We start from the raw sequence: 25,067 nt of genomic DNA on the forward strand, positions 1-25,067 counted from the left end.
CAAGCAGGTTGGCTATATTGACGCCATGACCAATAGCTGATGATGAGTGATGCATGACACCGGCAATCAACCTCGCCAAGAAACAGAAAATTCCGCATACCGTGCACCAGTATGACCATGATCCGGCCAATACCAACTTCGGCCTGGAAGCGGCACAGGTGCTGGGCCAGGACCCGAACCGGGTGTTTAAAACCTTGCTGTTCTCCTTAAACGGCGATCCCAAGCAGCTGGCGGTCGCGATTGTCCCGGTTGCCGGGATGCTGGATTTGAAAGCGGCGGCCAAGGCTGCGGGTGGCAAGAAGGCCGATATGGCCGATCCGCACATTGCGGAGAAAACCACTGGGTATATTGTCGGCGGGATCAGCCCGCTGGGGCAGAAAAAACGCCTGCCGACCTTTCTTGATGCCTCTGCCGAGCAGTTTGAGACGATTTGCGTTAGTGCCGGACGTCGTGGGTTAGAAATCGAGCTGGCCCCCAAAGATTTGCTGTCCCTGACCCAGGGCCGCTTTGCCGCGATTGCCAAAACGGTCTGATCTCCGGGCAGGCGTCAGTGTGTGAGGTTTCATGGAGAAGCCAATGAATTTGAATCTGCTGCGTACCCTTCAGGTGCTGCTGGATGAGTGCCATGTCAGCCGGGCTGCCGGACGGTTGAATCTAACCCAGTCGGCTGTGAGCCGGCAACTGACTCAGCTGCGGGCACTATTCGATGATCCGTTGCTGGTACGTGAAGGCAACCGCCTGTTGCCGACGCCCAGGGCCGAGCAGCTCAAGCTGAAACTTGATGGTGTACTGGCGGAATGCCAGGGGCTATTGGCTAACCAGACATTTGATCCCCGCTCATGGCAGGGAAGTGTAGTGCTTGCCTCTTCCGATTATGTCGCGCAGTACATCCTGCCGGATATTGTAGAGCAGTTTCAGCAAGCAGCCCCCGGATTACGGGTGGCGTACCAGCTGTGGTCGCCAGAGCAGTTGACGCAATTGGGTGAGCTTAATATCCATCTGGTCTCAACTATGCTGCCTGAAATCCCGCCGGGGTTGTGCGGCCTGGCGATTGGTGCCGATCATCCGGTGTGTGTGATGCGCCGGAGCCACCCACTGGCTGCGGTTGAGCCCCTGACTGTCGCGGCGTTTACGACTTACCCCCAGGTGAAAGTCTCTGGCGGGGGCGATAAAGACAGTTTTGTCGACCGCTATTTGAGCGGCAAAGGGCTGGCCCGGCAGGTTCAGTTTACGGTGCCGTTTTTCGGCTCCGCCTTGGAGACGGTGAGTCGCACCGATATGCTGATGGTGATCCCGGAACATATTGCCCGCAACATGAGTCAGTTGTTCCCTATCACTTATCAACCATTGCCGTTTGCCGTCCCGGAGCATAAATACTGGCTGTTGTGGCATCCACGTTTCGAGGCTGATCCGGCCCACCAGTGGCTGCGTAGCCAGGTGCTGGCGACAATGCAAAGTTCGATGTATTCGATCAGTATGATTTAAAATCATGAGGATGATGATTTCTTTTGATTTCAGCAAATCCCCCAAGGCTGCTACTTTAGTTTTTTAAAGGAGTAGAAGATGACATTCAGTATCTGGCTTTCGCTGTTGATGATTTGTATGCTCGGGGCCATGTCGCCGGGGCCTAGTCTGGCCGTGGTAGCAAAACATAGTTTATCCGGTGGGCGTTTACATGGGGTAGTGACGTCCTGGGCGCATGCGTTCGGGGTGGGGGTCTATGCCTTGTTGACGTTGTTGGGGCTGGCGGTGGTGCTGAAGCAGTCTCCGGCTCTGTTTATGGTGATCACCTACGCAGGTGCCGCCTATCTGGCATATCTCGGGGTCAATGCCCTGCGCTCAAAAGGCGGGGTGGCAGCCAAACTCTCGGCCGGTGCGCCGGTCCGGCTCCGGATCGCAGCGCGCGATGGCCTGATGATCTCCATTTTGAATCCCAAGCTGGCCTTGTTTTTCCTTGCCCTGTTTAGTCAGTTTGTTGCTGTCGGCACTGAGCTCTCGAGCCGGGCGGTGATTGTGGTGACACCGCTACTGGTCGATGGTTTGTGGTATACCCTGATAGCACTGGTGCTTTCAAACCCGAAAGTGTTGGACAAGTTGCGGATGAAGGCCCAGTTGATCGATCGTCTGTCCGGGGTGGTGCTGATCTTGCTGGCGCTACGGGTGGTGCTCCAGGCTTAGCCCGCAGGATTGTATCGATGGTGAATGAAGCAGAGGCGCCCGGTGGCGGCTCTGCAGCGTTTGAGTTGTTCATCAGCGTTGTCGGCGCTGGTGGCGTTCCCGGTTGTCCAGTTTGCGCTCCTGGCTTTTCTTCAGCATGACATAGAGTGCGCCGGTCCCGCCGTGCTGGCGCAGGGCAGAATGAAAACCCATCACATCAGAAATCTGGGTCAGCCAGCTGGCGACAAAGCTTTTCATCAGGGCTGGTGGGTTGGAGCGCTCCCCTTTACCATGCACGATGATCACGGTACGAATATCCATCCGCTGGCACTGCTTCAAAAAGTTCAGCACTTCATCCCGGGCTTGCTGCAGTGTTTTGCGGTGCAAATCCAGTCGGCCCTGGATCTCATATTTACCCAAACGTAGTTTGCGAAAGACGCCTTCCTGGACGCCATCACGCTTGAACTCGATCATATCGTCAGGCTTGAGCATTTCAGCATGGTCGATGGATAAATAGTCAGGATCACTTTCCGTTAAAGTCTGGGCAGCCAGACGCCGGGCAAGGTGTGCTTCAGAGACCTGATGTTTGTGCCGGCTCTCAACCTTATCTTGTTGAAGCGGGGAGACATCGGCCATCATCTCGCGAAAGAGATCCAGTTCATCAGAATCAGACATGGTGTTCAGGGCGTTAATGAGTGGGATATCTTTGAGTATACCAAGAGCAGTGCGGGACAAAAAGAAGTCCAGGGTCAAGACCGACAGATTGACCCTGGTGCAAGCCTACGGCTGTGCAAAATGGCTCTAGTGAGGAGAAGAAGACGACACTGCTTTAAAAATAAAGTAGCCGCCAAAAAATAGCATCAGGCCCAATGCGCCAAAGATCACGATCATTGATGAGAGGCCAACGGCGTTGCCAAATAAGAGATCCAGCCAAAAATCCATGTTTTATCCCTTGGTCGTGAAGTTGTAGGGATAAGATAACGAATGCAATGAGTTTGTTATGCTGATCTGGATCAATGGTCGAGATGATGTTTCCCGCTTGTGTCATAAGATGCGGCTTGGATCACTGAACGCGGCCGGCCGGGAGGTGAATTTGTTAAATTTGCTGCATTATTGAGCAATCAAAGCCTCAACTGAAACCTTCCGGTAAAAAAGTCCGGTCAGGGGCTTGCGTAAATTTTTTTGCTCAGTAATATAAGCGACCTCAGCAATGAGACAGCTAAAACAGCCTTGGTGATAGTCCAAGCATTGTCGGTGAATAGCGCAGTTTGGTAGCGCATCTGGTTTGGGACCAGAGGGTCGGGGGTTCGAATCCCTCTTCACCGACCACTATTTCAGTGGTAAGTTATAAACGTATCACTATTGTCGGTGAATAGCGCAGTTTGGTAGCGCATCTGGTTTGGGACCAGAGGGTCGGGGGTTCGAATCCCTCTTCACCGACCACTATATAAAGCCTCGGTCATTTGATCGGGGCTTTTTTTTTTGTTTTATGGTTAGTGGCTCTCTCGGACAGAGTTCACCAAAGTCTAACTCTCGTCGGTGAATCGCGTAGTTTGGTAGCGCATCTTAGGGGGTTGGGAATAGCGGACCAGAGGGTCGGGTACGGAAGGCCGCCCCGTTCGAATCCCTCTTCACCGACCACTATACGAAGCCCTGGTCATTCGACCGGGGCTTTTTTTTGTGCGCCGAGCATGGCGTTGTTCTAGGAGGTGAAAGTCCTCTACGGGCTCAGTCGAGCGAGAACCGTTAGCCTATGCAAGGGTGCCCACCGTGAGGTGGGATCTGAAGGAAGCAAACGGCAAAACTTGGGTGTGACGAACAGAAACCTGATAGTAGGCCAGTACAACTTGGGTAACCTAGCAATATATAGAACAGCCCAATGCCTCGACGGGAAGTGTGTACGGGTAAATCAGGCACAGCCAAGGGAAAGAACAACGTCTTACCTCGGGAGATCTTACGACCTGTCTCGGATGAGACTAATACAACAGTGATGTTGTGTGACGGGTAATAAGAAGTCAGCAGAAGGCATAGTACCTTGGGGAAGTACAACCCAAGGGAAGGCCGGAACTGAATATATCAAGAAGCAGTCACTAGACACTCAATCATGTGGGGTCATAGCAAGATGAGCAACATCTCTACGTACTACTGGGCAACACCGCAAGTGACGCTCATGGCCACGAAGAATGACAAGCATGATCGGCGTAGACAGGAGGACGAGTCTTGGTGACCTCAACTCAGTTGATGGAGCGGATCTGCTCCTCAACAAATCTGAACCAAGCCCTGAGAAGAGTGAAGAAGAACAAGGGATGTGCTGGGGTTGATAAACTCGACATAACAGCGACTATCTCGATGCTTCGGCAGTCTTCTAATGGGCAAGCGCTCCGCCAGAGCCTTCTGGACGGGAGCTACCAACCGCAACCCGTTCTGGGTGTAGAAATTCCCAAACCTAGCGGGGGAGTGAGGCAGCTAAGTATCCCAACTGTACTTGATAGGGTAGTCCAACAGGCCATTACCTCAGTACTGACAGATATCTACGAACCTCAGTTCTCAAGCAACAGTTATGGGTTCAGGCCTAACCGCAGTGCCCACCATGCATTGGTGGCAGCAAGCCACTACATCAGGGAGGGGCGGGGTTATGTAGTCGACATAGACCTGGCGAAATACTTCGATACTGTGAACCACGATAAACTGATGCACAGGCTATCGGAGGACATCACAGATAAACGGGTCCTGAAGCTGGTCAGGTCATACCTACAGGCAGGCATAATGCGAAACGGGTTAGTTGAGCAGAGGCAACGAGGGACGCCACAGGGTGGACCATTATCTCCGCTGCTATCAAATATCGTATTAGATGAGTTGGATAAAGAGCTTGAGCGAAGAGGGCATAAGTTCTGCCGATATGCAGACGACTGCCAAATCTACGTGCACAGTGAGGAAGCCGCCAATCGAGTAAAAGCCTCAATCACGGAGTTCTTGGAGCAGAAACTGAAACTCAGGGTTAACCGTGAGAAAAGTGCGGCAACGAGAGTGACAGAGCGGACTTACCTAGGCCATCGCTTTCAACGAGATGGAAGCATCCATATCTCGAAGACAGCACAAACTCAGATGAAGAAGCGAGTGCGTCAAATAACGAAGCGGAATCGAGGGCGAGAGTTGAAGACAGTCCTAGTCGAACTCACTCAATACCTAAGAGGTTGGCAACACTATTTCAAGCTTGCCATACGGAAAAGCGCGATGCAGCGCTTGGATGAATGGATAAGGCGGCGCTTACGGTGCTATCGCCTCAAGCAGCGCAAGCGCAGATACAGCATAGCGACATGGTTACGCCAAGAGAGTGTAAGCGAACGCAATGCGTGGAAGCTGGCGATGTCAGATAAAGGGTGGTGGCACTTGGCTTTATCGCCCCAGCTCAATCAGGCCATGCCAATGAAATGGTTCAAGGAGATGGGTCAGTACTCGTTGCGAGATGGGTACGAGTCACTGAAAATATATTCGGAACCGCCGTATGCGACCCACGCTTGTACGGTGGTGTGAGAGGACGGAGGCCGTGAGGCCTCCTCCTACTCGATTTTTTTTTTTTTGTTTTATGGTTAGTGGCTCTCTCGGACAGGGTTCACCAAAGTCTAACTCTTGTCGGTGAATCGCGTAGTTTGGTAGCGCATCTTAGGGGTTTAGGAATAGCGGACCAGAGGGTCGGGTACGGAAGGCCGCCCCGTTCGAATCCCTCTTCACCGACCACGATACCAAGCCCTGGTCTGATGACCGGGGCTTTTTTAGTTTTGCGGGTTGGAGTTCAATGTCCCCTTGGGCGGGGGGCATCATAGTCTAACGGTTGTTGTTGAATCACGATGTTTGAGGGTTTCTGGGAGTTTAGGGACAGATTGCTGCCGACCGATAGAAAAACAGCCCGGCGTTCGGGCTGTTTGCATCAGATATTGAATTAGCGGGATTCCAGCCAGCGCGGAATTGCGGTGGCATACGTCTGCTGGAATTGGGCAAAGCTGGTGACTTCGCCATTGGCTTTGGCACTGATCTCATCAAAGCGGGTGGCAAAAGCCGTTTCGAGCTCGTCTGACATGACGCAATCACCGGTGTAATTGACACCATCGCCGACAAAGCCCTCACAGCCATTCTGGGTTGGGGTGCTGTTGACGTGCCAGCGATCGCTCTGGAAGAACGCCTCGACATAGCCCGGTCCCCAGCCTTTTTCCGCCAGGTAGTGAATCGCGGTGGCGAACAGGTCGTAGTCATCAAAGCCACCCAGGTTGCCTGTGGTAAAATCCAGCATGGTGTTGTTATACTTCTCGTGCTTGGCATACCAGGTTTTTAAGGCCATCGGCTGCTTGCCGGTGATGAACTCTGCCATCCCTTCAACAAACCAGCTTGGATTGATGTTATAGCCGCGTTGGTTGCCGTTCATCTGAGAGTCAATGATGTGGGCTAGTTCATGTTTGAGCAGGCCGAACTCGTAGACGCCACCATGTGTGTTGCGTTGGAAAGCACTGATTTCACTGCCCTGACCACCGGCGACCGAGTTGGTACCTTCTTTGAGACAGATCCCCAGCTTATTGAAGTGGCTGTGCTTGATCAGGGCTGCCGGTGCCAGATTTAGGTGGCTGGCGATCATATCCAGGCTGACCTCGGCAATGGCTGCAATGCGCTGCATGTCTGCCAGTGGAATGTTGTCATTTTCACCGGCGATTTCAAAATGCGCACTGGTGTATGCCGGCCGTGCGCTACAGTCCACCAAAATATTATTTGAGCGATCAACATACAGCCCGCTATCCTGGCTGATACTCTTTGGAGTCAGGGCCGGGACAGCATCGATGCGTTGCTGAATCTCAGCAAAAGAGGTGCTGTCAGTAGCGCCCCAGCCCAGTGCTTTCCCCTTGATATCATCGTTTTTGTCTTCTTCTGTACATCCGGCCAGTGCCAGTACCACGGATAAAGCCAGTAAAGATGTTTTGTTCATGTAAACCTTTGAAATCATGCATGTATGAGGCTTATATCATAATTTTAAAAACAACACTGTCAATTAGGCGCACATGCACTGGATTGGCTTTGGCTCAATTGTGTGACAATAAACCCTTTTTGTCGCAGCAGTGATGGCACGCCAGACGGGCCGATCAGATGCATGGCGCCGACCACAACCAGAAAAGATCCCTGTTTGTAGGCGGGAGACTCACTGAGCTGGGCTGTCCAGTCATCGTTGCGCTGGTCGATCAGCAGGTGATGCGTTGGATCGCTATAACGGCTGTCTTCCAGCAGCTGTTGCATCTGGTGGTGATCACCATGCTGCCAGGCAGAGAGCATACAATTGAGCTGCGTTTGCATCTCCTGCCAGTCAAACAAGGTGGTCCGGAGCAGGCTTTGGCCGTGATCGGGCAGGCTCTCCATCATAGCCAACTGTTGCTGGAGGCTTTCTAACTCGAAGATGGCTTTGTTCTCTGCTTCAGCCCGAAGCAGCAGCGTTATGTCGATGCCTTGCTCCGCACTCAAACCTGCCTGGGTGGCCATGGCATTCTGTAATTGCATCGCTGCAAGCCAGGGCGGGCTGTGGAGCAGCGAGAGGTAAGGCAGATTGGTCTGGGTGGCGACTTCACGGAGTTGACGTTTCTCCTGTTTGTTTAACAGCGTCTCGTTGGTCGGTTTATCCCGGTTGAGGGAAAAATCGGCTGGTTGCAGAATATTAGCTTCAACAATGAGCCCTTTCGCCTCTGCCCAGTAATCGAGAAAGACCTGCGGCAACGGGTAGAAGCTCGATTGACCGGCATGGATGGAGCCCAGCAGGATAAACTGCCGTTGCTGTTTTTGTGCCAGCCAGACCTGGGGTTCGGCCAGTGCAGGCGCCGTGATGAAAGGCAGAAGCAGGAAAGCTTTGGCCAGGAATGATTTCAACATGGGTATCGGATACCTGAAGCAGAGAACTGATCTGGTTATATCGGCTCTCTGCCGGTGGGGCGAGTTTATCGCAAAGTTATTGTTATCTTCCTCGATGTTTTGGGGCTTATACCAATCAAAGTAAGTCAGTGATCAAAAATAGCGCAGGAAAAATGTTAGAGAACAAGGCAGAATTTTTTGATAAGTAGTTATTCTACAATCAAAAATTCTAACGCAGTTATCGAGCATTTTAACAAGCTAGGATGACTCCTTATTTACTGCGATTGGTATTATCCTTTACTGTCAGGATGGAGCCAGAACCACCAGATAATCAGGGCAATGGCCGCCAGGCCGAGAACGGCAATCATAGGTTTCTCCTTATTGATGAAGGTTGCGATCGGGTTTGAACAGACGCAGGCGGTTGGCGTTACTGACCACAGTGATCGATGACAGCGCCATTGCCGCGCCTGCAATCACCGGGCTGAGTAGGGTGCCGGTTAGCGGATAGAGGATCCCTGCGGCAACCGGGATCCCCAGGCTATTGTAGATAAAGGCCCCGAATAGGTTCTGTTTCATGTTTTTCAGGGTCGCACCGCACAATTGCAACGCATCGGCCACGCCATGAAGTGAGTGGCGGATCAGGGTCAGCTGGGCGCTTTCGATAGCCACGTCGCTGCCGCTGCCCATCGCAATCCCCACTTCTGCCTGGGCCAGCGCCGGCGCGTCGTTGATCCCGTCACCGACCATGGCAACGCGTTTGCCTTGTTGCTGGAGCTCGGCAACTTTCGCCGCTTTGCCGTCCGGCAGGACACTGGCAATCACGGTATCAATCCCTGCCTGGCGGGCAATGGCGTTGGCAGTGATCTCCGTATCTCCGGTCAGCATCACCACATTCAGCCCCATCTGGTGCAAGCGTTCAATGGCAGCAACGGAGTCGCTGCGGAGTGGATCGCTGACGCCGAGCAGGCCGCCAAGCTGGTCCCCGATGGCAATGTAAATCGGTGTTGCACCTTGTTCGGCAATGGTCTGCACGTCTTTGACGGCCGCCGCAATATCGATCTGATGTTGGGTCATCAGCTTCTGGTTACCAAGCAGGACTCGCTGCCCTTCAACATTCCCGGCTACCCCGTATCCCGGCAGCGCTTCAAAGTCTGACTGCACCGAAAGTGCTAGTGAGCGCTCAGAGGCAGCCTGGCAAATAGCGTCGGCCAGTGGGTGTTCTGAGCCCCGCTCCAGACTGGCGGCCAGTTGGAGTAATTGTGACTCATCAGTATCATAGGCGTGAATGGTGGTGACTTGCGGCTTGCCTTCGGTCAGGGTCCCGGTTTTGTCGACCACAACGGTGTCGATGTTTGCGGCCAGCTGCATCGCTTCGGCATTGCGGATCAGGACGCCATACTCGGCAGCCCGGCCGACACCGACCATCACGGACATCGGGGTTGCCAGGCCTAAGGCGCACGGGCAGGCGATGATCAGAACCGTGGTTGCGGCGACCAGCATATAGATCGAAGAAGGCGCCGGGCCGACGTAGTACCAGATCATGGCGGTCACGATGGCAATGATCATCACCGATGGGACGAAAATCGCCGAGACGGTATCGGCCAGCCGCGCCAGCGCCGGCTTGCTGTTTTGTGCTTCGCTGACCAGGTTGATGATCCGGGCCAGCATGGTGTCGCTGCCGATCTGCTCGGCACGGAACAACAGGCTGCCGTTCTGGTTAATGGTACCGGCATGGAGTTTGTCGCCAGGCTGCTTATTGGCCGGCAGGGGCTCCCCGGTCAGCATGGACTCGTCCAGGTAACTCTGTCCTTCTTCTATGGTGCCGTCGACCGGGACTTTGGCGCCGGGGCGCAGTCGCAGCAGGGCGCCGGTATGGATCTCGGCCAGGGCGACTTCTTTCTCGCCGTCCGGGGTCACCAGGATCGCGGTTTGCGGTTGCAGGTCGATCAGCTGCTCCAGCGCTTTAGAGGTTCGGCTTCTGGCACGGGCTTCCAGTGCATGCCCGAGGGTGATTAAACCGAGGATCATGACGGAGGCTTCAAAATAAACATGCCGGGCCTGCTCCGGGAAAAGTTCAGGCAAGAGCACCAATACGGTTGAATAGAGCCAGGCCGCGCCGGTACCCAGGGCCACCAGGGTATCCATGGTCGCGCGATGGTGCCGGAATGCTTTCCAGGCGTTGACGAAGAAGTGGCGGCCGATGGTGTAGAGCATCACGAAGGTGACGATGCCGACGGCGCCCCAACCCAGTTGGCTGGCGGTCGAGGTGATCATCATACTGCCGCCGAAGATCCCCCAGCCCATCATGGGCAGTCCGGCACCGAGGGCGATCAGTGAGTTGCGAAGGTGGCGGCGATACAACTGGGCGTTTTCGGTCTGTTGTCTCTCCCGGCGACTGTGTTCGTCCTCGCTCAGCTCGGCGCCATAACCGGCATCTGTAATCGCCTCAATGAGACGGTCCACCGGGGCTTCGCCGGAAACCAGGGCGGTACGCTCGGCGAGGTTGACGCTCGCCCGGGTCACTCCGGGAACGCTGCGGATCGCTTTTTCAACCGAAGCGACACAACTGGCGCAGGTCATGCCGCTGAGCATCAATTGGAGGCTCTGCTTGCCGGGGGAAGCCGGGACATCATCTGCAGTGTCTGCGACGACGGCGTCGGCCGGTGTTGTTTCAGGCGCCTGCTGGGTCGTTTCGGCCGTTATTTCGATCGCCGGGGGCGAAGTCGGGGTAGCCTGATAACCCAGTTGCTCAATCGCGCTAATTACCGCCTCTGCCTCACCGCTGGTGGCGATGTCAGCTCGGGTTTTGCTGACCTCGTAAGCGGAAACTTCTGTTACTCCGGCTAGGGCCTGCTCGACTTTGGCCACGCATTTTCCGCAACTCAGGCCGCTTAGAGCCAGGTGGAGTGGCTTTGGGGCGGGTACCTGGTAGCCGGTGTGCTCAATCAGGGCCACGGCTTCGTCCCGGGTCAGGAGGCCGTCGATGTCGGCCTGGGTTTTCGTGACGGTAAACCGGCTGATATTGGGGTTCTCGGCAAATGCTTGTTCGAGTTTTGCGACGCACTTCCCGCAGGACAGTCCCTGAAGTGGAAGTGAGTGGTGGTAGCCGGCTCCATAGCCCAGCTCAGTAATCGTATCTATGATCGGCGCCAGTGCGCTGTCGCCATGAATGATGGCTTGTTGGGTATCTACGGTCACCGAATCAATACCGGGCAGCGTTCTGAGAGAGGTCTGGATCTTTCCCGCGCAGTTCATGCACCGCACTTTGCTGAGCGGGAGAATATATTCAGTCATATATCTTTCCTTGGTTATGTCGAGGCTCTAAAAGGCAGGAGCCGGAACGATTCACTGCTGTTGTTATTTAAAATGATAAACCTTCCATAAAGTGGAAGGTCAAAAGAAATTTTCATTTGTTTGTCGCGGTTAAATTTTTTCCGAACGGCGGCTTGTATCTGGTGCCAGAAGGCCGCAAGATTAATTCAAACCTTCTATAAACTGTAAGGAATGAGTCATGAATATCAGCGAAGTGGCTGGCAAGACGGGCCTCAATAGTAAAACGATCCGGTTTTATGAAGAAAAAGAAGTGATTACGCCACCATCTCGCGCTAGTAACGGCTATCGACGCTATGGCCCGACTCAGCTCAATGAGCTACTGTTGATCCGTCGTGCTCGTCTGGTGGGCTTTTCTCTGGATGAGTGCCGCGAGCTGCTGGCATTTTCCCGGGATCCGTCACGGCGTAGTGCAGATGTCAAAGAAAAAGCGGAGCAGAAGCTGGCAGAAATTGACGGCAAAATTACGGAGTTGCTGGAAATGAAGGCGACGCTGACAGCATTGACCGAACAGTGTCCGGGCGATAGCGGGGCACGCTGTCCGATCATTGAAGGTTTAACGGGTGCCTCGAAGGCTGTCTCTTAGAGGCCACCGCAGTGGCCTGAGCTACCGTGATTAGTACAGTAGGGAATAGAGCTGGCGGCGGTATTGGTTGGCCATGGAGTTGCCCTGACCCAGTGCCGAAAGGATATCCATCATAGTTTTCTTGGCATTGCCGTCGGCAAAATTCAAATCTTTGCGCAGGATGGCAATCAGCAATTCCAGGGCTTCCTGGGCCCGATCGACCTGGCTGTACTGAACGGCCAGCTCATAGGCGATTTGAACATTGCCAGGCTCCGCGGCCAGTTTCTCTTCCAGTTGGCGAATTTCCGGTGAGTCGCTGGCTTGTTTGTGCAGTTCCAGCTTGGCGATTAATCCTTTGTATTTGGCGTCCTGATCTTGCATCGGCACCGTTGCCAGCAGTGCTTCGGCATCGTCGTACTGGGAGGTTTCGACCAGACATTCGGCAATCGCCAGGGTGATCACACTGTTTTTCTCAAACTTATCTGCCAGTTCACGCAAGGTCGGCAGCGCCTGAGTGTATTCCTGTTGATCAACCAGCGCCAGTGCCGCTTTCAGTTGCAGCTCTTCCTGGCTTGGCAGGTGCTTACTCAGCATGGCGCGCAGGCTGTCTTCTGTTTGTGGGCCGGCGGCACCATCAACCGGCTGGCCGTTCTTAAACAGTGCCACGGTTGGCAGGCCACGCACACCAAATTGAGCGGCGACCATTTGCTGGGCTTCGCAGTCCAGCGTGGCCAGAATCAGCTGCCCCTGATATTCCGAGGCAATTTGCTCCAGGACTCGGTTGACCTCGGCAGTTTCTGGCATCGACGGGGCCCAGAAGCTGATGACTACCGGGGTCTGCATGGATTGCTCGATAGTCTGCTGTAAATTCGTTTCGTTGAGTTCGATCGCAAGATTTTCGTACATGGGGCTGCTCTTTGAAATATTTGGCCTATGGTGATCGATATTGGGGATAAATCGAGAAAGATCAAGGGAGCAGACTGGCGGGGATAAAAAAGGAGAGCTCGGCTCTCCTTTTTTAAGGGTTTAAAGTCAACAGCAAAGCGAGTGTCACGCAGACACAGAGGATATTAATTTGGCGCAATGTCATCACGATACCTGTCTGTCTGAGTTTGTTCACGACACAATGAAGACTCCGAAGACTCTCCTTTCAAATTACAGGGCTAATATACAAATCCAATATGACAGCATCATGACATTTGTTTTCTTTTTTAATGAAATCCCGCTATCCGATGCAGTAACCAGTGTTTCTGATAGTTGTAACATTTCATCCGGGGCCAGGCCGATCGTTTCTCCGCTCGTTTCGATGCCTGGCTTGATGCACTTGATAGTATCACCCCCCTTGATTACAGGTTCTCAAACGGGGTGGCTACGATAAGATTCGCCCGGTTAATCGCTTTTACTCAATAGCTTATCCAGCCATCGGGTCGGTAAAACCCGGCGTAAAAAGCCAAAAATATAGGTCGGCTGGGTGACATAATAATGTGGTTCTGGCTGTTTACTATCGATTATGGCCTGTAATGGCTTTAATACGGATTCAGGCGGCAAGGTGAAACGACTGGAGGGCGATGATTTGCCGAGCCGGTCCAGTGTGTTCTGGTAGTTAGCCTGATGACGGGAAGCGGCCATATCAATATGTCGCTCAAATTGCTTTTTGGCATTTTCCCGAAACCGGCTTTCTATCGGTCCGGGCTCGATCAGGCTGACATGGACCGGGGTATCCTGTAATTCAAGACGCAAGGTATCGGTATAGCCTTCCAGAGCAAATTTGCTGGCATTGTAGGCACCGCGATATTTCATCGCGACCAGGCCCAGCACCGAGCTGTTTTGCACAATTTTGCCCCCACCTTGCGCCAACATCCGCGGAATGACGGCGCGGGTCAGCTCGTGCCAGCCGAATAGGTTGGTTTCAAACTGCTGGCGCAGGGCATCGGTCGGCAAATCTTCCAGCGCGCCCGGCTGGCCGTAGGCGGCATTGTTAAACAGGACATCGATGCGCCCGTCGGTCAAGGCCAGGCATGCTTCCAGTCCCTGGTGAATCGAGTCGGGAACCGTGACATCCAGCTGAATACAGTGCAGCCCCTCTTTTCGGAGTCGGTCGACATCATCCGGACGGCGGCAACTGGCGACTACGGTATAACCCGCCTGGTGCAGTTGTTTGGCACAGTAATAGCCAATCCCGCTACTACAGCCGGTGATCAGGATGCTCTCTTTCATGTCTGTTCCTTCAAAAAATCGGGGAGAGCACCATTGTTCCTGATTTGTCTGGTTTTTTAAACCACCGTCAGAGGGTCACACTGCCGGGGCCTGAAGTCAGTAGCCGACGGCGTTGCCGTTGATATCAACGATATTACAGTTGACTCCGCCCAGCTCTTTACAGGTACTGAGCGCTGCGGCCTGGGCATCCTGCACTGTCCGGGCTGCCCAAGCCGCACCGGCGACTTTATTGATACCGATGGCATAGGCTTTATTACCCGGTTGCTCCCGGTACTCCTGAAACAGTGAATAGGTGGTTTGCTCGCTTGAGCTACAGCCAGCGAGGATCGAAAGCGCTGCGCAAAGTCCCATAACGGTCATGTTTAACTTCAACATCTAGACTGCCTTCCTGTTGCTTATCATCAGATCAAGCTTAGTCAAAGTTAGGGAAAAAATTATCCTCAGCGCAAAATAGTGCAAACCTACAGGTGCGGCGTCAGTTCGGAAGCCATAAATTGCGCAATCCAGGGTTGCGCTTCCGGGGTCGGGTGCAGGCCGTCGTCCATCATCCATTCCGGTTTGAGTATGACCTGCTCGAGGAAAAACGGTAGCAGCGGGGCCTTAAACTGCTGGCTGAGCGCGGGGTAGATCTGGCTGAAACTATCGCTGTAGCGTTTGCCGTAGTTCGGCGGGATCCGGATCTGCATCAGCAGGGCCCGGGCACCCTGATCATGGATTTGAGTGATCATTTGGCGCAGGTTATTGCGTATAGTTTGAGGAGGAAAGCCCCGCAGACCGTCGTTGGCACCCAGCTCAATGATTACCAGATCCGGCTGGTGGCGGCTCAGCAGTTGGGGCAGCCGGGCCAGGCCGTTGCCTGTGGTATCACCGGAGATACTGGCATTCACCACCTCGATATCATGCCCTTGCTCTTTGAGAAGTGGCTCGAGTAGGACCGGCCAGCTTTTTTCGACCGGCATCCGGTATCCGGCACTCAGGCTGTCGCCGAGAACTAACAGGGTGGTAGAGTAGGCGTTGAGTGAAAAAAAAATGAACAAGACAACAGAAAGGATTCGCATCATGTCAACTTCCGTGATAAGGGCCAAATCGGTATCCAAACAGGTGACGACCGCATCGTCACAACTCACCATTTTGCAGGATGTTTCCCTTGAGGTCGAGCAGGGCGAAGCCATTGCCCTGGTCGGGGTTTCCGGGGCCGGGAAGTCGACCCTGATGACGTTGCTGGCGGGGCTGGATATTCCGAGCAGCGGTGAGATTGAGCTGTTGGGGCAGCCACTGTCCCGGCTCGATGATGAGGCGCGGGCGGCGCTGCGCAGTGATGCGATTGGTTTTGTGTTCCAGAGCTTTTTGTTGGTGCCGTCGCTCAGTGCACTGGAAAATGTGATGTTGCCGGCGATTATTCGCGAAGAGGCCGGCGATGAAGCCCGGGCTGCTGAATTGTTGTGCCAGGTCGGGCTGAAAGGTCGGGAAAGTCACTTACCGTCGCAGCTTTCCGGCGGGGAGCAGCAGCGGGTAGCACTGGCGCGCGCTTTTATGACCCGGCCGCGGATCCTGTTTGCCGATGAGCCGACCGGTAACCTGGATCAGCACACTGCGGCCACGGTGATCGATTTGTTGTTTGCCCTTAACCGCGATCACGGCACCACCCTGGTGCTGGTTACCCATGATCCGCAGTTGGCGCAGCGCTGCGATCGGACCTTACGGATCCACAGCGGTAGCGTGGAGGCAGCATGAGCGAGATCAGTGATACCCGCGCGTTGAGCAAACCTCAGCGCTCGTCGATGCTTCTCAAGTGGAGCTGGCGTGAGCTCTGGCACGGCCAGCTCTGGCCGGTCGCAGTGGCGCTGACCTTAATTATTGCCTGTGTGTTCGCCCTGGCGGCGTTGGTGGTGCGGGTCGAGAAGATCATGGTCGATCAGGGGCGATCCATGATTGCCGCCGATTTGGTTTTTCGCTCCGCCGATCCGATCGAGCCCTCGCTGCTGGCGCAGGCGCAATCACTGGGGCTCACCGTCTCGCAGCAAACCCGGTTCGGCACCATGGCGTTCAGTGATGAGCAGATGCAGCTGGTCAGCGTCAAGGCGGTGGACAGTCGCTTCCCGCTACGTGGAGAGTTGGTGCTTGAGGGTGATCGCCGTCACAACCAGGTACGGCCCGGAGAGCTATGGCTGTCGGAACGGTTGTTTTCTCTGTTGGCGGTGCAGCCGGGCGATCTAGTGTCGATTGGCGATGCGGCATTGACGGTGAGCGGGCGGATTGTGACCGAGCCGGAGCTGTCTTTTAACCCATTCAGCCAGATGCCGGCGGTATTGATCCATGCCAGTGATTTGGCGCAAACCGGGGCGATTCAGCCGGGCAGCAGGGTGCGTTTTCGGGCCTATTTCAGCGGCGAAGATGCGCAGCTAGAGCAATTACAGCAGGCGATCACCCTGGCGCCCGGGCAGCGCTGGATCAGTGAAACCACCCAGGGCCGGACCGGGGAGATGATCGAGCGGGCCCGGCAGTATCTGTCGCTGACCCTGTTTCTGGTGATCCTGATGGCCACGGCCACCCTGGTGCTGACTTGCCTGCACTACAGCGCAACCCGGGTGGCGGCCGTGGCGATGATGAAAAGCTTGGGGGCGAGCAAGCGTTGGCTGTGGCGCTGGCTGACCCGTCAGCTGGCGATGCTGTTTTCGATTGCCGCTGTTGCCGGCCTGAGCCTGGGTTGGCTGCTTGAGTTTCTGCTGCGGCTGCCGCTGGCCGATGTCCTGCCGGATCCGCTGCCGGAAATGGGGTTGATGCCGCTGGCTGCCAGCTTGCTGGTGGCGCTGCTGGTGGCGGTTCCCGGGATCGGCATTTCTCTGTTGCGACTGGTGGATGCACCAGCGATTTCGGTGATCCAGCAGCAGGTGGCCTGGCCGAAAAACCGCCGGGGCTATGCCCTGATTGTGTTGCCGGTCGCCGCGGCCTTACTGTGGTTCGGCAGCAATAAATTTATGTGGCTGACCCTGGCCGGCCTGGCGGCACTGCTGGTGGTGCTGGCGGCACTGGGATTGGGTCTGGTTGCTTTGCTCAAGCGTGGCGCCTGGCGCAGTGCTGTGCGGCTGGCACTGAGCCGGATCAGCCGCAGCCCGTTGGCGAGCGGGGCACAGCTGGCGGCGCTGACCAGCTCGTTGATGCTGCTGGCGGTGATCTGGCTGCTGCGCACGGACTTGCTGGCCGACTGGCAGCAGACGTTGCCGGCCGATGCGCCCAATGTGTTTGCCCTCAATATCAGTCCTCAGGAGCGGGAGCGCTATCTCGACGTGCTGGATAACAGCGGCGTTGCGCGCTCGGACAGCTATCCGGTGATCCGGGGCCGGCTGACGGCGATTAACCAGCAAGATATGCTGGCGGTGTCCCGGGAGGAGCGGGATGAGTCTTTACGCCGTGAGTTGAACCTGACTTGGCGCGAGTCGATACCGGTTCATAATACGCTGTTGGAAGGGACGTGGGCGACGCAATCCGGGGTGTCAGTGGAGTCCGGCATTGCTGAGCGGCTCGGGATCGCATTGGGCGATGAGCTGACGTTTCATGTCAACAGCCAGCCGTTTAGTGCAACGGTTACCAGTTTGCGTGAAGTCGAATGGCGTAATATGCGGCCCAACTTCTATTTCATCTTCACCCCAGATGTGATGGCTGCGCTGCCGGCAACCTGGCTGCTGAGTTTCAGGATCGAAGCTGAACAGAGTGCGCTGGTCAATCGGCTTGGCCGGGACTTCCCGACGGTGACCCTGTTGGATCTGCGGATCATGGCGACCCGGATCCAGGCTATTTTGCAGCAGGTCTCGCTGTCGTTGTCCGTGCTGGCGGCATTGGGGGTGAGTAGTGGCTTGTTGCTGGTGCTCACCCTGCTCCGGCTCAGCCTGTCGCAGCGGGAGCAGGAGATCCAGCTCTATCGCACCCTGGGCGCGAGCCGAAAGCGGATTTCGGACACGGTGTGGAGCGAATACGGGATCATGGCGCTGTTGGCCGGGGTGATGGCCGCTGCCGGTGCAGAAGTGGTGATGGCCTCGCTGATGATCTGGGGATTCGAATTGCCTGTTCAGGGCCACTCGATGCTGTGGTTGGTATTGCCGCTGTTGTCGCTGATGCTGGTGGTCGTCATTATCCGTTCGATGATCCGTAAGTTACTGCAGCCACTCAAGGGGTGACCGCGGAGGTCGCGGGAGGCTGGCGGCGTTCTCAGACGCCGCCGGGCTCATCGATCCGGCTTTTATCCCCGACCGTCTCTTCCAGGGCATGCTCCAGTTTGGGAAAGCAGAAGTGGAACCCCTGCTCCTGCAGGCGTTTGGGCAGTGCCCGCTGGCTGTCGAGCAGTAAGGTGGCCGCCTCCCCCAGGCCGAGCTTGAGCAGCCAGGCAGGCGTTTTGAAAAAGTGAGGGCGGTGCAGCACTTTGGCCAGGGTACGGCTGAATTCTTTGTTGGTCACCGGGTAGGGAGCTGTGAAATTGTAGGCTCCGCTGGCTTCGTCATGCTTGAGTAAAAACAGGATCCCCTTGACCATATCCTGCAGGTGGATCCAGGGGAAATACTGCTGACCACTGCCAATCGGGCCGCCAAAACCGAGCTGGTAGGCTGGTAACATGCGTGCCAGTGCACCGTCGTGACGGGCCAGGACAATGCCGGTCCGCAACAGACACACCCGGGTGTGCTCTGATTGTGCAGCTTGCGCTTCTTCTTCCCACTGGCGGCACACCCGGTGGGCAAAGTCCTGATGATTGACTTCAAGGCTTTCGTCAAAGCTGCGGGATTGCTGATCGCCGTAGAACCCGACCGCTGAGCCGCTGATCAGGACATGGGGCGGGTGATTGCCGGCTTTGATTTTATCGGCCAGCTGGCGGGTAATGGTCCAGCGACTCTGGCAAATTTCCTGTTTCTGGCGCTCGGTCCAGCGTTTGTTGATAATGGGCTCGCCAGCCAGGTTGATCACCGCATCAAAGTCGTCCAGGTTGGGCAGCGTATCCAGGGTGTCGATCACCTTGATATGGTGTCCTAATTGCTGGTATGCCCGGGGTGGATTGCGGCTCAGGACCGTGATTCGTTCATGGGTCAGGTGTGGCAACAGCGCTTTTCCGATAAACCCTGTTCCGCCGGTGACTAAAATATTCATGCCTTCCATTGTCCTTATAACCAAAAAATCAGAGCAACACTGACTCGACTGAGCCTGATCCCAGCATGGCTGAATGGTCGGGAATGCGGTACCGCGGCGATTGTGCAGTATCCCTTCTGAATCCGGGATGCCCGTGCCATGGTCAATTCTGAACCAGCCTGTTCTTAGTATAAACGAAGATAACAAAATCACTTTAATCAATGGGTTGATGGCAGAGCTTTCTGAATTCAGCACCGTAAAAACCGTGAAGCCCGTGTTACGCGTCACTGGCCGCTGCAAGTTTTACTCGGGTCACGATGTAATTATGTGCCGCACCTCTCGACTCGCTCAATCCAAGATGTTTCAAAATATGAATCACCTTTATTCTGATAAGGAATATTGAGGTGGTGAATTTCATCTATCCACAGGAGGCGGCATGGGGGCTGTATTGGCGATGGCAAAGGCGATGTTATCCAGCCTGCGTGATCTGATGCCGATTGTGTTGGTGATCGCGTTTTTCCAGATGGTGGTGCTGCAGCAGCCGTTGCCGGATTGGGGGCCGATCCTGCTGGGCCTGGTGCTGGTGGTCGTCGGGTTGACCCTGTTCGTGTTCGGCCTTGAGTTGGGGCTGTTTCCAATCGGTGAGTCGATGGCACATGCCTTTGCCAGTAAAGGCAGTATTGTCTGGTTGCTTATTTTTGCCTTTTGCCTCGGATTTGGTACCACCGTTGCGGAGCCGGCGCTGACCGCGGTTGCTGCGGAAGCGGCCGAAGTCGCCGCGGAAGGTGGGCTGATTGCCGCTGATCCTGAGTCCCGGGCGGGCTATGCCAACGGTCTGCGCCTGACCGTGGCCCTGTCCGTCGGGATAGCTATTATGCTGGGGGTGATCCGGATCCTCAAAGGCTGGCCCATCCAGCGCCTGATCGTCGGTGGGTATCTGGCCGTGATGGTGATGACCTGGTTTGCGCCGCCGACCATTGTCGGGATTGCTTATGACTCCGGCGGGGTGACGACGTCGACCATTACCGTTCCTTTGGTCACGGCACTCGGTGTCGGACTGGCTGCGTCGATTAAAGGGCGTAATCCCATGGTCGACGGATTCGGGCTGATCGCCTTTGCTTCGCTGACGCCGATGATATTTGTGATGGGCTATGGCATGTTGGTGCACTAGGTGAAATGGCATGAGTGAACTATCGTCATTAGGCAGCCACTTCTTGACCACCCTCCTCGCCACGGTGCGCGACGTACTGCCGATCGTGGTCATTATTTTCGGCTTTCAGCTGGCTGTATTGCGACGTCCGGTGGTGCACTGGCCGCGGGTGGTGTTGGGGTTTGTGTATGTGATCCTGGGTCTGGCCCTGTTTCTGATGGGGCTGGAGTTGGCGTTGTTCCCGCTGGGTGAATCGATGGCGGCCCAGCTGACGGCGCTGGACTTTCTGTTTGAGTCCGGGGAAGTGATCCCGGCCACGGTGCCCTGGGAGGAATATTATTGGGTGTATCTGTTTGCCGCGGCGATTGGTTTCAGTACCACCATTGCTGAGCCGTCTTTGATCGCGGTGGCGATCAAAGCCAGCCAGGTTTCGGGCGGTACGATTCATGTCAATGGGCTGCGGATTGCCGTGGCGCTGGGGGTGGCGGCCGGGATTGCGCTCGGCAGCTACCGGATTGTTGCCGGTGATCCGCTGCACTATTACATTCTGGCCGGCTATGTGGTGGTGGTGATCCAGACCGGGTTTGCACCGAAAATGATTGTGCCGCTGGCCTATGATTCCGGCGGTGTGACAACCTCAACGGTCACGGTACCAATCGTGACTGCGCTGGGACTGGGACTGGCCTCAACCGTGCCGGGGCGAAACCCGATGCTCGATGGTTTCGGTTTGATCGCCTTTGCCAGTTTGTTTCCGATGATCACGGTGATGGGCTACGCCCAACTGTCGGTCTGGTTAGGGCGTAAGGAGAGTAACTGATGCGATTTAAACTCTTGGTGGCGTTTGTCGAAGATTCGAAAACGGACGCGGTGTTAGATGCTGCCCGGGAAGCCGGAGCGACCGGCGCCACGGTGATCAACAATGCCCGGGGCGAAGGGTTGCACAAGAAAAAGACTTTCTTTGGCTTGAGCCTGGAAGTGCAGCGTGATGTATTGTTGCTGGTGGTAGAAGAGCACCTAGCCCGTACCATTTTAGAGACGATTGAGCGGGTCGGGGAGTTTGATTCTGGCGGCGGGCAGGGCATTGCGGTGCAGCTGGATGTAGAAGATGCCATCGGGGTGGCCCACCAAGTGGAGACATTAACTAAGGTTGTGGAGGACAAGCTATGAGCCAGGATGAAGTGAGCCGAGTCCGGGTGCGGGATGTGATGATGAACACTTACGCGATTGTGGAGGGGCTGACCACGGTCGCCGAGGCGGTTGCCATTGCTAAGCAGCGCCAGGTCAAAGCCTTGATTGTCAACAAACGCAATGCCGACGATGAGTACGGCATTGTGCTGATGAATGACATCGCTAAGAAGGTCCTGGCAGTGGATCGCTCACCGGAGCGGACCAATGTGTATGAAATCATGACCAAACCGGCATTGTCCGTCAGTGCCAATATGGATGTTCGCTACTGCGCCCGGCTGTTTGAGCGCTTTGGGATCAGCCGGGCCCCGGTGATTGAGGATGGCAAAGTGCTGGGCATGGTCAGCTATAACAATATTGTGTTGAACGGTATGCTGCGGGATTAAACCTGACTCGAAATGTGGGCTTATCCGATGTAGGATCCCGGTTTTGATAGTCCGATAAACTGGTTCTCCGATGAAATTATTTTTTGCCTCCGATCTCCATGGCTGTGCCGACAGCACCCGGATGATGTTGACTGCCTTTGCCCAAAGTGGTGCCGAGCACCTGATCCTGTTGGGAGATTTGCTCAATCACGGCCCGCGTAACGCCTTACCGGCCGGTTATGCCCCGACCGAGACGGCAGCGCTGTTGAACCAGTATGCCGATCGCATCATTGCGGTGCGGGGCAACTGCGATAGCGAAGTGGATCAGATGCTGCTCGATTTTCCGATGATGGCAGATTATAACCAGATCTTGTTGGCGGACGGCCGTCGTTTGTTCCTGACCCATGGTCATCTTTACAACGGTGAGAAACATCCCAGGCTGCGGGACGGGGATGTGATTGTTTCCGGCCATACTCACCTGCCGGTGGCTGAGCAGCAGGGAGACTTGTATTTGCTGAACCCGGGCTCGGTCACCATTCCGCGTGGTGAACACCCGGCCAGCTATGGCCTGCTTGAAAACCGTGGCTTATTGGAAAGCGGTGTCCCATCAGAAATCAGCACTCTGAAAGTGGTGTCGTTTAAGGGCGAGGTGCTGCGCCAGGTTACCTTGGCTTAAAAAGGCTAAGCCAAGCTGTCTCTTGCAGGGCGGAAGGCCCGCCTTGTCACTGTCGAGCGCGTGCGGATTGGCCGCAGCGTCAGGTCGTGCGGTCGACATGCCCCAGATCCCGTTTGGGATCGAGGTGAATCGCTGGTGGGGCGGGGCAGGGTGCATGGTTGGGCTGCGTTGCGTGGGGATAAAAAAACGCCCCCGCAGTGCGGAGGCGTTGAATCAGCGTTTGCGGGTCAGCAATCAGGCTTTTGCATCTTCAGCTTGCTTGGCCTGAATCGCAGTCAGTGCAACGGTGTAGACGATGTCGTCAACCAGGGCGCCACGTGACAGGTCGTTGACCGGCTTGCGCATCCCCTGCAGCATTGGACCGATGGAAACCAGATCGGCAGAACGCTGTACCGCTTTGTACGTGGTGTTACCTGTGTTCAGGTCCGGGAAGACGAACACGGTCGCTTTACCGGCAACCGGGGAGTTCGGCGCTTTCGAAGCGGCGACGTTTTCCATGATCGCGGCGTCGTACTGAAGCGGGCCGTCGATCACCAGATCAGGACGTTTTTCCTGCGCGATGCGGGTCGCTTCGCGAACTTTATCAACGTCTGCACCCTGACCCGAAGTACCGGTCGAGTAGGAGATCATCGCCACGCGTGGCTCAATGCCGAACGCCTTGGCTGAATCGGCAGACTGAATCGCGATTTCAGCCAGTTGCTCTGCGTTTGGATCCGGGTTGATCGCGCAGTCACCGTAAACCAGAACTTGGTCTGGCAGCAACATGAAGAACACAGAAGAGACCAGAGACGCGCCTGGCGCTGTCTTGATCAGCTGTAGCGGTGGACGGATGGTGTTGGCTGTGGTGTGAACCGCACCGGAAACCAGACCGTCAACTTCGTCACGCTCAAGCATCATGGTCCCCAGGACCACGGTGTCTTGCAGCTGCTCGCGGGCAACGACTTCGGTCATGCCTTTGTTCTTACGCAGCTCAACCAGACGCGCAACATACTGCTCGCGAACCGCTTCCGGATCGATGATTTCAACGCCGGCACCCAGAACAACGCCCTGTTGCTCAGCTACACGCTTGATTTCTTCCGGGTTACCCAGCAGGACACACTCGGCGATACCGCGCTCGGCACAGATCGCTGCTGCTTTCACGGTACGTGGCTCGTCGCCTTCCGGCAGGACTACACGCTTGGCCGCTGCACGGGCAAACTCAGTCAGCTGATAACGGAATGCTGGTGGGCTCAGGCGGCGCTCACGGCTTGAACCTTCAGACAGGGACTCAATCCACTGGCCGTCGATGTGGCTGGCCATGTATTCATTCACCAACTCAACACGCTCTTTATCGTCAGCCGGTACTTCCAGGCTGAAGCTCTGCAGGTTCAGTGACGTCTGCCAGGTGTTGCCCTGGGCCGTCATTACTGGCAGGCCGGTCTTGAAGGCGCGCTCACACAGATCCATCACAGGTTTCGGCAGCTCATAGCCACCGGTCAGCAGCAGGGCACCGATTTCAACGCCGTTCATCGCAGCCAGGCATGCGGCAACGATCACGTCCGGACGGTCTGCAGAAGTCACCAGCAGTGAACCAGGACGGAAGTGCTCTACCATGTGCGGAATCGAGCGGGCACAGAAGGTGATGCTCTTGATGCGGCGGGTTTTGATTTCACCTTGGTTGATGATTTCAGCGTTCAGGTGATGGGCAATGTCGGTCGCACGGGTGGCGATCAGCTCAGAGCTCCATGGCGCACACCCCAGCACGCGGATTGGGCTGGAGTTGAAGACTTGCATCACTTCAACGTGAGTTGGTACGGTCGCTTCAGCATCGTCAAAGATCTCTGACAGATCCGGACGGGTGCGGCCTGCCGCATCAACCGGCGCGTTCAGTTTGTTGACGATCACACCGGAGATGTGTTTGTTTTTGATCCCGCCGAAGTTTGAGCAAGCCACTTCGATGCGCTCTTTCAGCTGTGCCGGATTGTCGGTGCCCGGGGCAACGACAAACACGATCTCAGCGTCCAGAGTTTTGGCGATTTCGTAGTTGATCTGGTTGGCGAACGGATGCTTGCGGGTCGGGACCAGACCTTCAATCAGAGTCACTTCTGCGCCTGCCGTGGATTCTTTGAAGCGGGCCACGATGTCTTCCAGCAGCACGTCGCTCTGGTCGTTACGGATCAGCTCTTCGGCACGGGCCATCGAGAAAGACTCAGCCACTTTCATATCGCTGTTGGCAGTGATGATGGTGGTGGTCAGATCCGGTTGCTCACCACCGTGACGTGGCTGGGCAATCGGTTTGAAGAAAGAAACGCGAACACCTTTGCGCTCCATGGCACGCAGGACACCCAGACTTACACTGGTCAGACCAACACCGGCGCCAACCGGAACAAGCATAATAGTACGAGACACTATAGATTCCTCAACGATTCAGGAAACAATGGTGCTGTTCAA

The 25,067-nt window shown here is 55.6% G+C and carries 23 protein-coding genes and 4 tRNA genes; 16 read left to right on the forward strand and 11 right to left on the reverse strand.

Going from position 1 to position 25,067, the window contains the following annotated elements:
• Positions 1 to 53: 53 nt before the first annotated feature.
• The 3 genes from ybaK (at position 54) to NNL38_RS03665 (ending at position 2,178) form a co-directional block, all read left to right on the forward strand.
• Positions 54 to 533: a Cys-tRNA(Pro) deacylase gene (gene ybaK, locus NNL38_RS03655; protein ID WP_255389676.1), complete on the forward strand. Its 480-nt coding sequence runs from the start codon at positions 54 to 56 to the stop codon at positions 531 to 533.
• Between the two features lie 43 nt (positions 534 to 576).
• Positions 577 to 1,485, forward strand: a complete 909-nt coding sequence (locus NNL38_RS03660; RefSeq protein ID WP_439651371.1) for a LysR family transcriptional regulator — start codon at positions 577 to 579, stop codon at positions 1,483 to 1,485.
• Between the two features lie 78 nt (positions 1,486 to 1,563).
• Positions 1,564 to 2,178: a LysE family translocator gene (locus NNL38_RS03665; RefSeq protein WP_255389678.1), complete on the forward strand. Its 615-nt coding sequence runs from the start codon at positions 1,564 to 1,566 to the stop codon at positions 2,176 to 2,178.
• A 72-nt stretch (positions 2,179 to 2,250) separates the two neighbouring features.
• On the opposite strand, the gene smrA is transcribed toward NNL38_RS03665, so the two are convergent.
• Entirely contained in the window at positions 2,251 to 2,832 is a 582-nt protein-coding gene (gene smrA / locus NNL38_RS03670) for a DNA endonuclease SmrA (protein ID WP_255389679.1), read from the reverse strand.
• Positions 2,833 to 2,958: 126 nt separating this feature from the next.
• On the reverse strand, positions 2,959 to 3,099 hold the full coding sequence (locus tag NNL38_RS03675) for a DUF3149 domain-containing protein (RefSeq protein WP_255389680.1): 141 nt from the start codon (positions 3,097 to 3,099) through the stop codon (positions 2,959 to 2,961).
• A 310-nt stretch (positions 3,100 to 3,409) separates the two neighbouring features.
• Between NNL38_RS03675 and NNL38_RS03680 the strand changes: the two genes are divergently transcribed.
• From NNL38_RS03680 to NNL38_RS03700, 5 genes are all read left to right on the forward strand, one after another.
• Positions 3,410 to 3,486, forward strand: a tRNA-Pro gene (locus NNL38_RS03680).
• Between the two features lie 37 nt (positions 3,487 to 3,523).
• Positions 3,524 to 3,600, forward strand: a tRNA-Pro gene (locus tag NNL38_RS03685).
• 94 nt (positions 3,601 to 3,694) lie between these two features.
• Positions 3,695 to 3,798, forward strand: a tRNA-OTHER gene (locus NNL38_RS03690).
• A gap of 600 nt (positions 3,799 to 4,398) precedes the next feature.
• Positions 4,399 to 5,691 carry a group II intron reverse transcriptase/maturase gene (gene ltrA / locus NNL38_RS03695; protein WP_369414613.1) on the forward strand — a complete coding sequence of 431 codons (1,293 nt, stop codon included), beginning with the start codon at positions 4,399 to 4,401 and terminating at the stop codon, positions 5,689 to 5,691.
• Between the two features lie 100 nt (positions 5,692 to 5,791).
• A tRNA-OTHER gene (locus tag NNL38_RS03700) sits at positions 5,792 to 5,895 on the forward strand.
• Positions 5,896 to 6,097: 202 nt separating this feature from the next.
• Here NNL38_RS03700 and NNL38_RS03705 read toward each other — a convergent pair.
• The 3 genes from NNL38_RS03705 to NNL38_RS03715 form a co-directional block, all read right to left on the reverse strand.
• A complete protein-coding gene (locus tag NNL38_RS03705) occupies positions 6,098 to 7,129 on the reverse strand; it encodes a hypothetical protein (protein WP_255389681.1) in 1,032 nt (343 codons plus the stop codon).
• Between the two features lie 59 nt (positions 7,130 to 7,188).
• Positions 7,189 to 8,058, reverse strand: coding sequence for a TraB/GumN family protein (locus tag NNL38_RS03710; RefSeq protein ID WP_255389682.1), 870 nt, complete (start codon positions 8,056 to 8,058; stop codon positions 7,189 to 7,191).
• A gap of 357 nt (positions 8,059 to 8,415) precedes the next feature.
• The gene (locus tag NNL38_RS03715) at positions 8,416 to 11,331 is read right to left on the reverse strand and encodes a copper-translocating P-type ATPase (RefSeq protein ID WP_255389683.1); all 2,916 of its coding nucleotides are present in this window, start codon (positions 11,329 to 11,331) and stop codon (positions 8,416 to 8,418) included.
• A 217-nt stretch (positions 11,332 to 11,548) separates the two neighbouring features.
• Between NNL38_RS03715 and cueR the strand changes: the two genes are divergently transcribed.
• A complete protein-coding gene (cueR, locus tag NNL38_RS03720; RefSeq protein ID WP_255389684.1) occupies positions 11,549 to 11,953 on the forward strand; it encodes a Cu(I)-responsive transcriptional regulator in 405 nt (134 codons plus the stop codon).
• Positions 11,954 to 11,983: 30 nt separating this feature from the next.
• Here cueR and NNL38_RS03725 read toward each other — a convergent pair whose 3' ends face one another.
• From NNL38_RS03725 to tesA, 4 genes are all read right to left on the reverse strand, one after another.
• Positions 11,984 to 12,838 carry a co-chaperone YbbN gene (locus tag NNL38_RS03725; protein WP_255389685.1) on the reverse strand — a complete coding sequence of 285 codons (855 nt, stop codon included), beginning with the start codon at positions 12,836 to 12,838 and terminating at the stop codon, positions 11,984 to 11,986.
• A gap of 483 nt (positions 12,839 to 13,321) precedes the next feature.
• A complete protein-coding gene (locus tag NNL38_RS03730) occupies positions 13,322 to 14,149 on the reverse strand; it encodes an SDR family oxidoreductase (protein ID WP_255389686.1) in 828 nt (275 codons plus the stop codon).
• Between the two features lie 96 nt (positions 14,150 to 14,245).
• A complete protein-coding gene (locus tag NNL38_RS03735) occupies positions 14,246 to 14,524 on the reverse strand; it encodes a hypothetical protein (protein ID WP_255389687.1) in 279 nt (92 codons plus the stop codon).
• A gap of 86 nt (positions 14,525 to 14,610) precedes the next feature.
• Entirely contained in the window at positions 14,611 to 15,210 is a 600-nt protein-coding gene (gene tesA / locus NNL38_RS03740; protein WP_255389688.1) for a multifunctional acyl-CoA thioesterase I/protease I/lysophospholipase L1, read from the reverse strand.
• Between tesA and NNL38_RS03745 the strand changes: the two genes are divergently transcribed.
• Both NNL38_RS03745 and NNL38_RS03750 read left to right on the forward strand, forming a co-directional pair.
• Positions 15,209 to 15,883 (forward strand): ABC transporter ATP-binding protein, encoded by a 675-nt coding sequence (locus NNL38_RS03745; RefSeq protein ID WP_255389689.1) that lies wholly within the window; start codon positions 15,209 to 15,211, stop codon positions 15,881 to 15,883. The genes tesA and NNL38_RS03745 overlap by 2 nt on opposite strands.
• On the forward strand, positions 15,880 to 18,324 hold the full coding sequence (locus NNL38_RS03750) for an ABC transporter permease (RefSeq protein WP_255389690.1): 2,445 nt from the start codon (positions 15,880 to 15,882) through the stop codon (positions 18,322 to 18,324). The genes NNL38_RS03745 and NNL38_RS03750 overlap by 4 nt, the downstream gene beginning before the upstream one ends.
• A gap of 31 nt (positions 18,325 to 18,355) precedes the next feature.
• On the opposite strand, the gene NNL38_RS03755 is transcribed toward NNL38_RS03750, so the two are convergent.
• Positions 18,356 to 19,282, reverse strand: a complete 927-nt coding sequence (locus NNL38_RS03755) for a TIGR01777 family oxidoreductase (RefSeq protein WP_255389691.1) — start codon at positions 19,280 to 19,282, stop codon at positions 18,356 to 18,358.
• A gap of 415 nt (positions 19,283 to 19,697) precedes the next feature.
• Here NNL38_RS03755 and NNL38_RS03760 point away from each other — a divergent pair, with 415 nt between their 5' ends.
• The 5 genes from NNL38_RS03760 (at position 19,698) to yfcE (ending at position 22,637) form a co-directional block, all read left to right on the forward strand.
• Positions 19,698 to 20,432, forward strand: a complete 735-nt coding sequence (locus tag NNL38_RS03760; RefSeq protein WP_255389692.1) for a DUF1538 domain-containing protein — start codon at positions 19,698 to 19,700, stop codon at positions 20,430 to 20,432.
• A gap of 10 nt (positions 20,433 to 20,442) precedes the next feature.
• Entirely contained in the window at positions 20,443 to 21,228 is a 786-nt protein-coding gene (locus NNL38_RS03765; protein WP_255389693.1) for a DUF1538 domain-containing protein, read from the forward strand.
• Positions 21,228 to 21,578, forward strand: a complete 351-nt coding sequence (locus NNL38_RS03770) for a P-II family nitrogen regulator (protein ID WP_255389694.1) — start codon at positions 21,228 to 21,230, stop codon at positions 21,576 to 21,578. The genes NNL38_RS03765 and NNL38_RS03770 overlap by 1 nt, the downstream gene beginning before the upstream one ends.
• Positions 21,575 to 21,982: a CBS domain-containing protein gene (locus tag NNL38_RS03775; RefSeq protein ID WP_255389695.1), complete on the forward strand. Its 408-nt coding sequence runs from the start codon at positions 21,575 to 21,577 to the stop codon at positions 21,980 to 21,982. Before NNL38_RS03770 ends, NNL38_RS03775 begins: the two co-directional genes overlap by 4 nt.
• Positions 21,983 to 22,052: 70 nt before the next feature.
• The gene (gene yfcE, locus NNL38_RS03780) at positions 22,053 to 22,637 is read left to right on the forward strand and encodes a phosphodiesterase (protein WP_255389696.1); all 585 of its coding nucleotides are present in this window, start codon (positions 22,053 to 22,055) and stop codon (positions 22,635 to 22,637) included.
• Positions 22,638 to 22,871: 234 nt separating this feature from the next.
• On the opposite strand, the gene pta is transcribed toward yfcE, so the two are convergent.
• Positions 22,872 to 25,025, reverse strand: a complete 2,154-nt coding sequence (gene pta / locus NNL38_RS03785) for a phosphate acetyltransferase (protein ID WP_255389697.1) — start codon at positions 25,023 to 25,025, stop codon at positions 22,872 to 22,874.
• Positions 25,026 to 25,067: the final 42 nt, after the last annotated feature.

It is taken from the genome of Photobacterium atrarenae, assembly GCF_024380015.1.
Lineage (GTDB): Bacteria > Pseudomonadota > Gammaproteobacteria > Enterobacterales > Vibrionaceae > Photobacterium > Photobacterium atrarenae.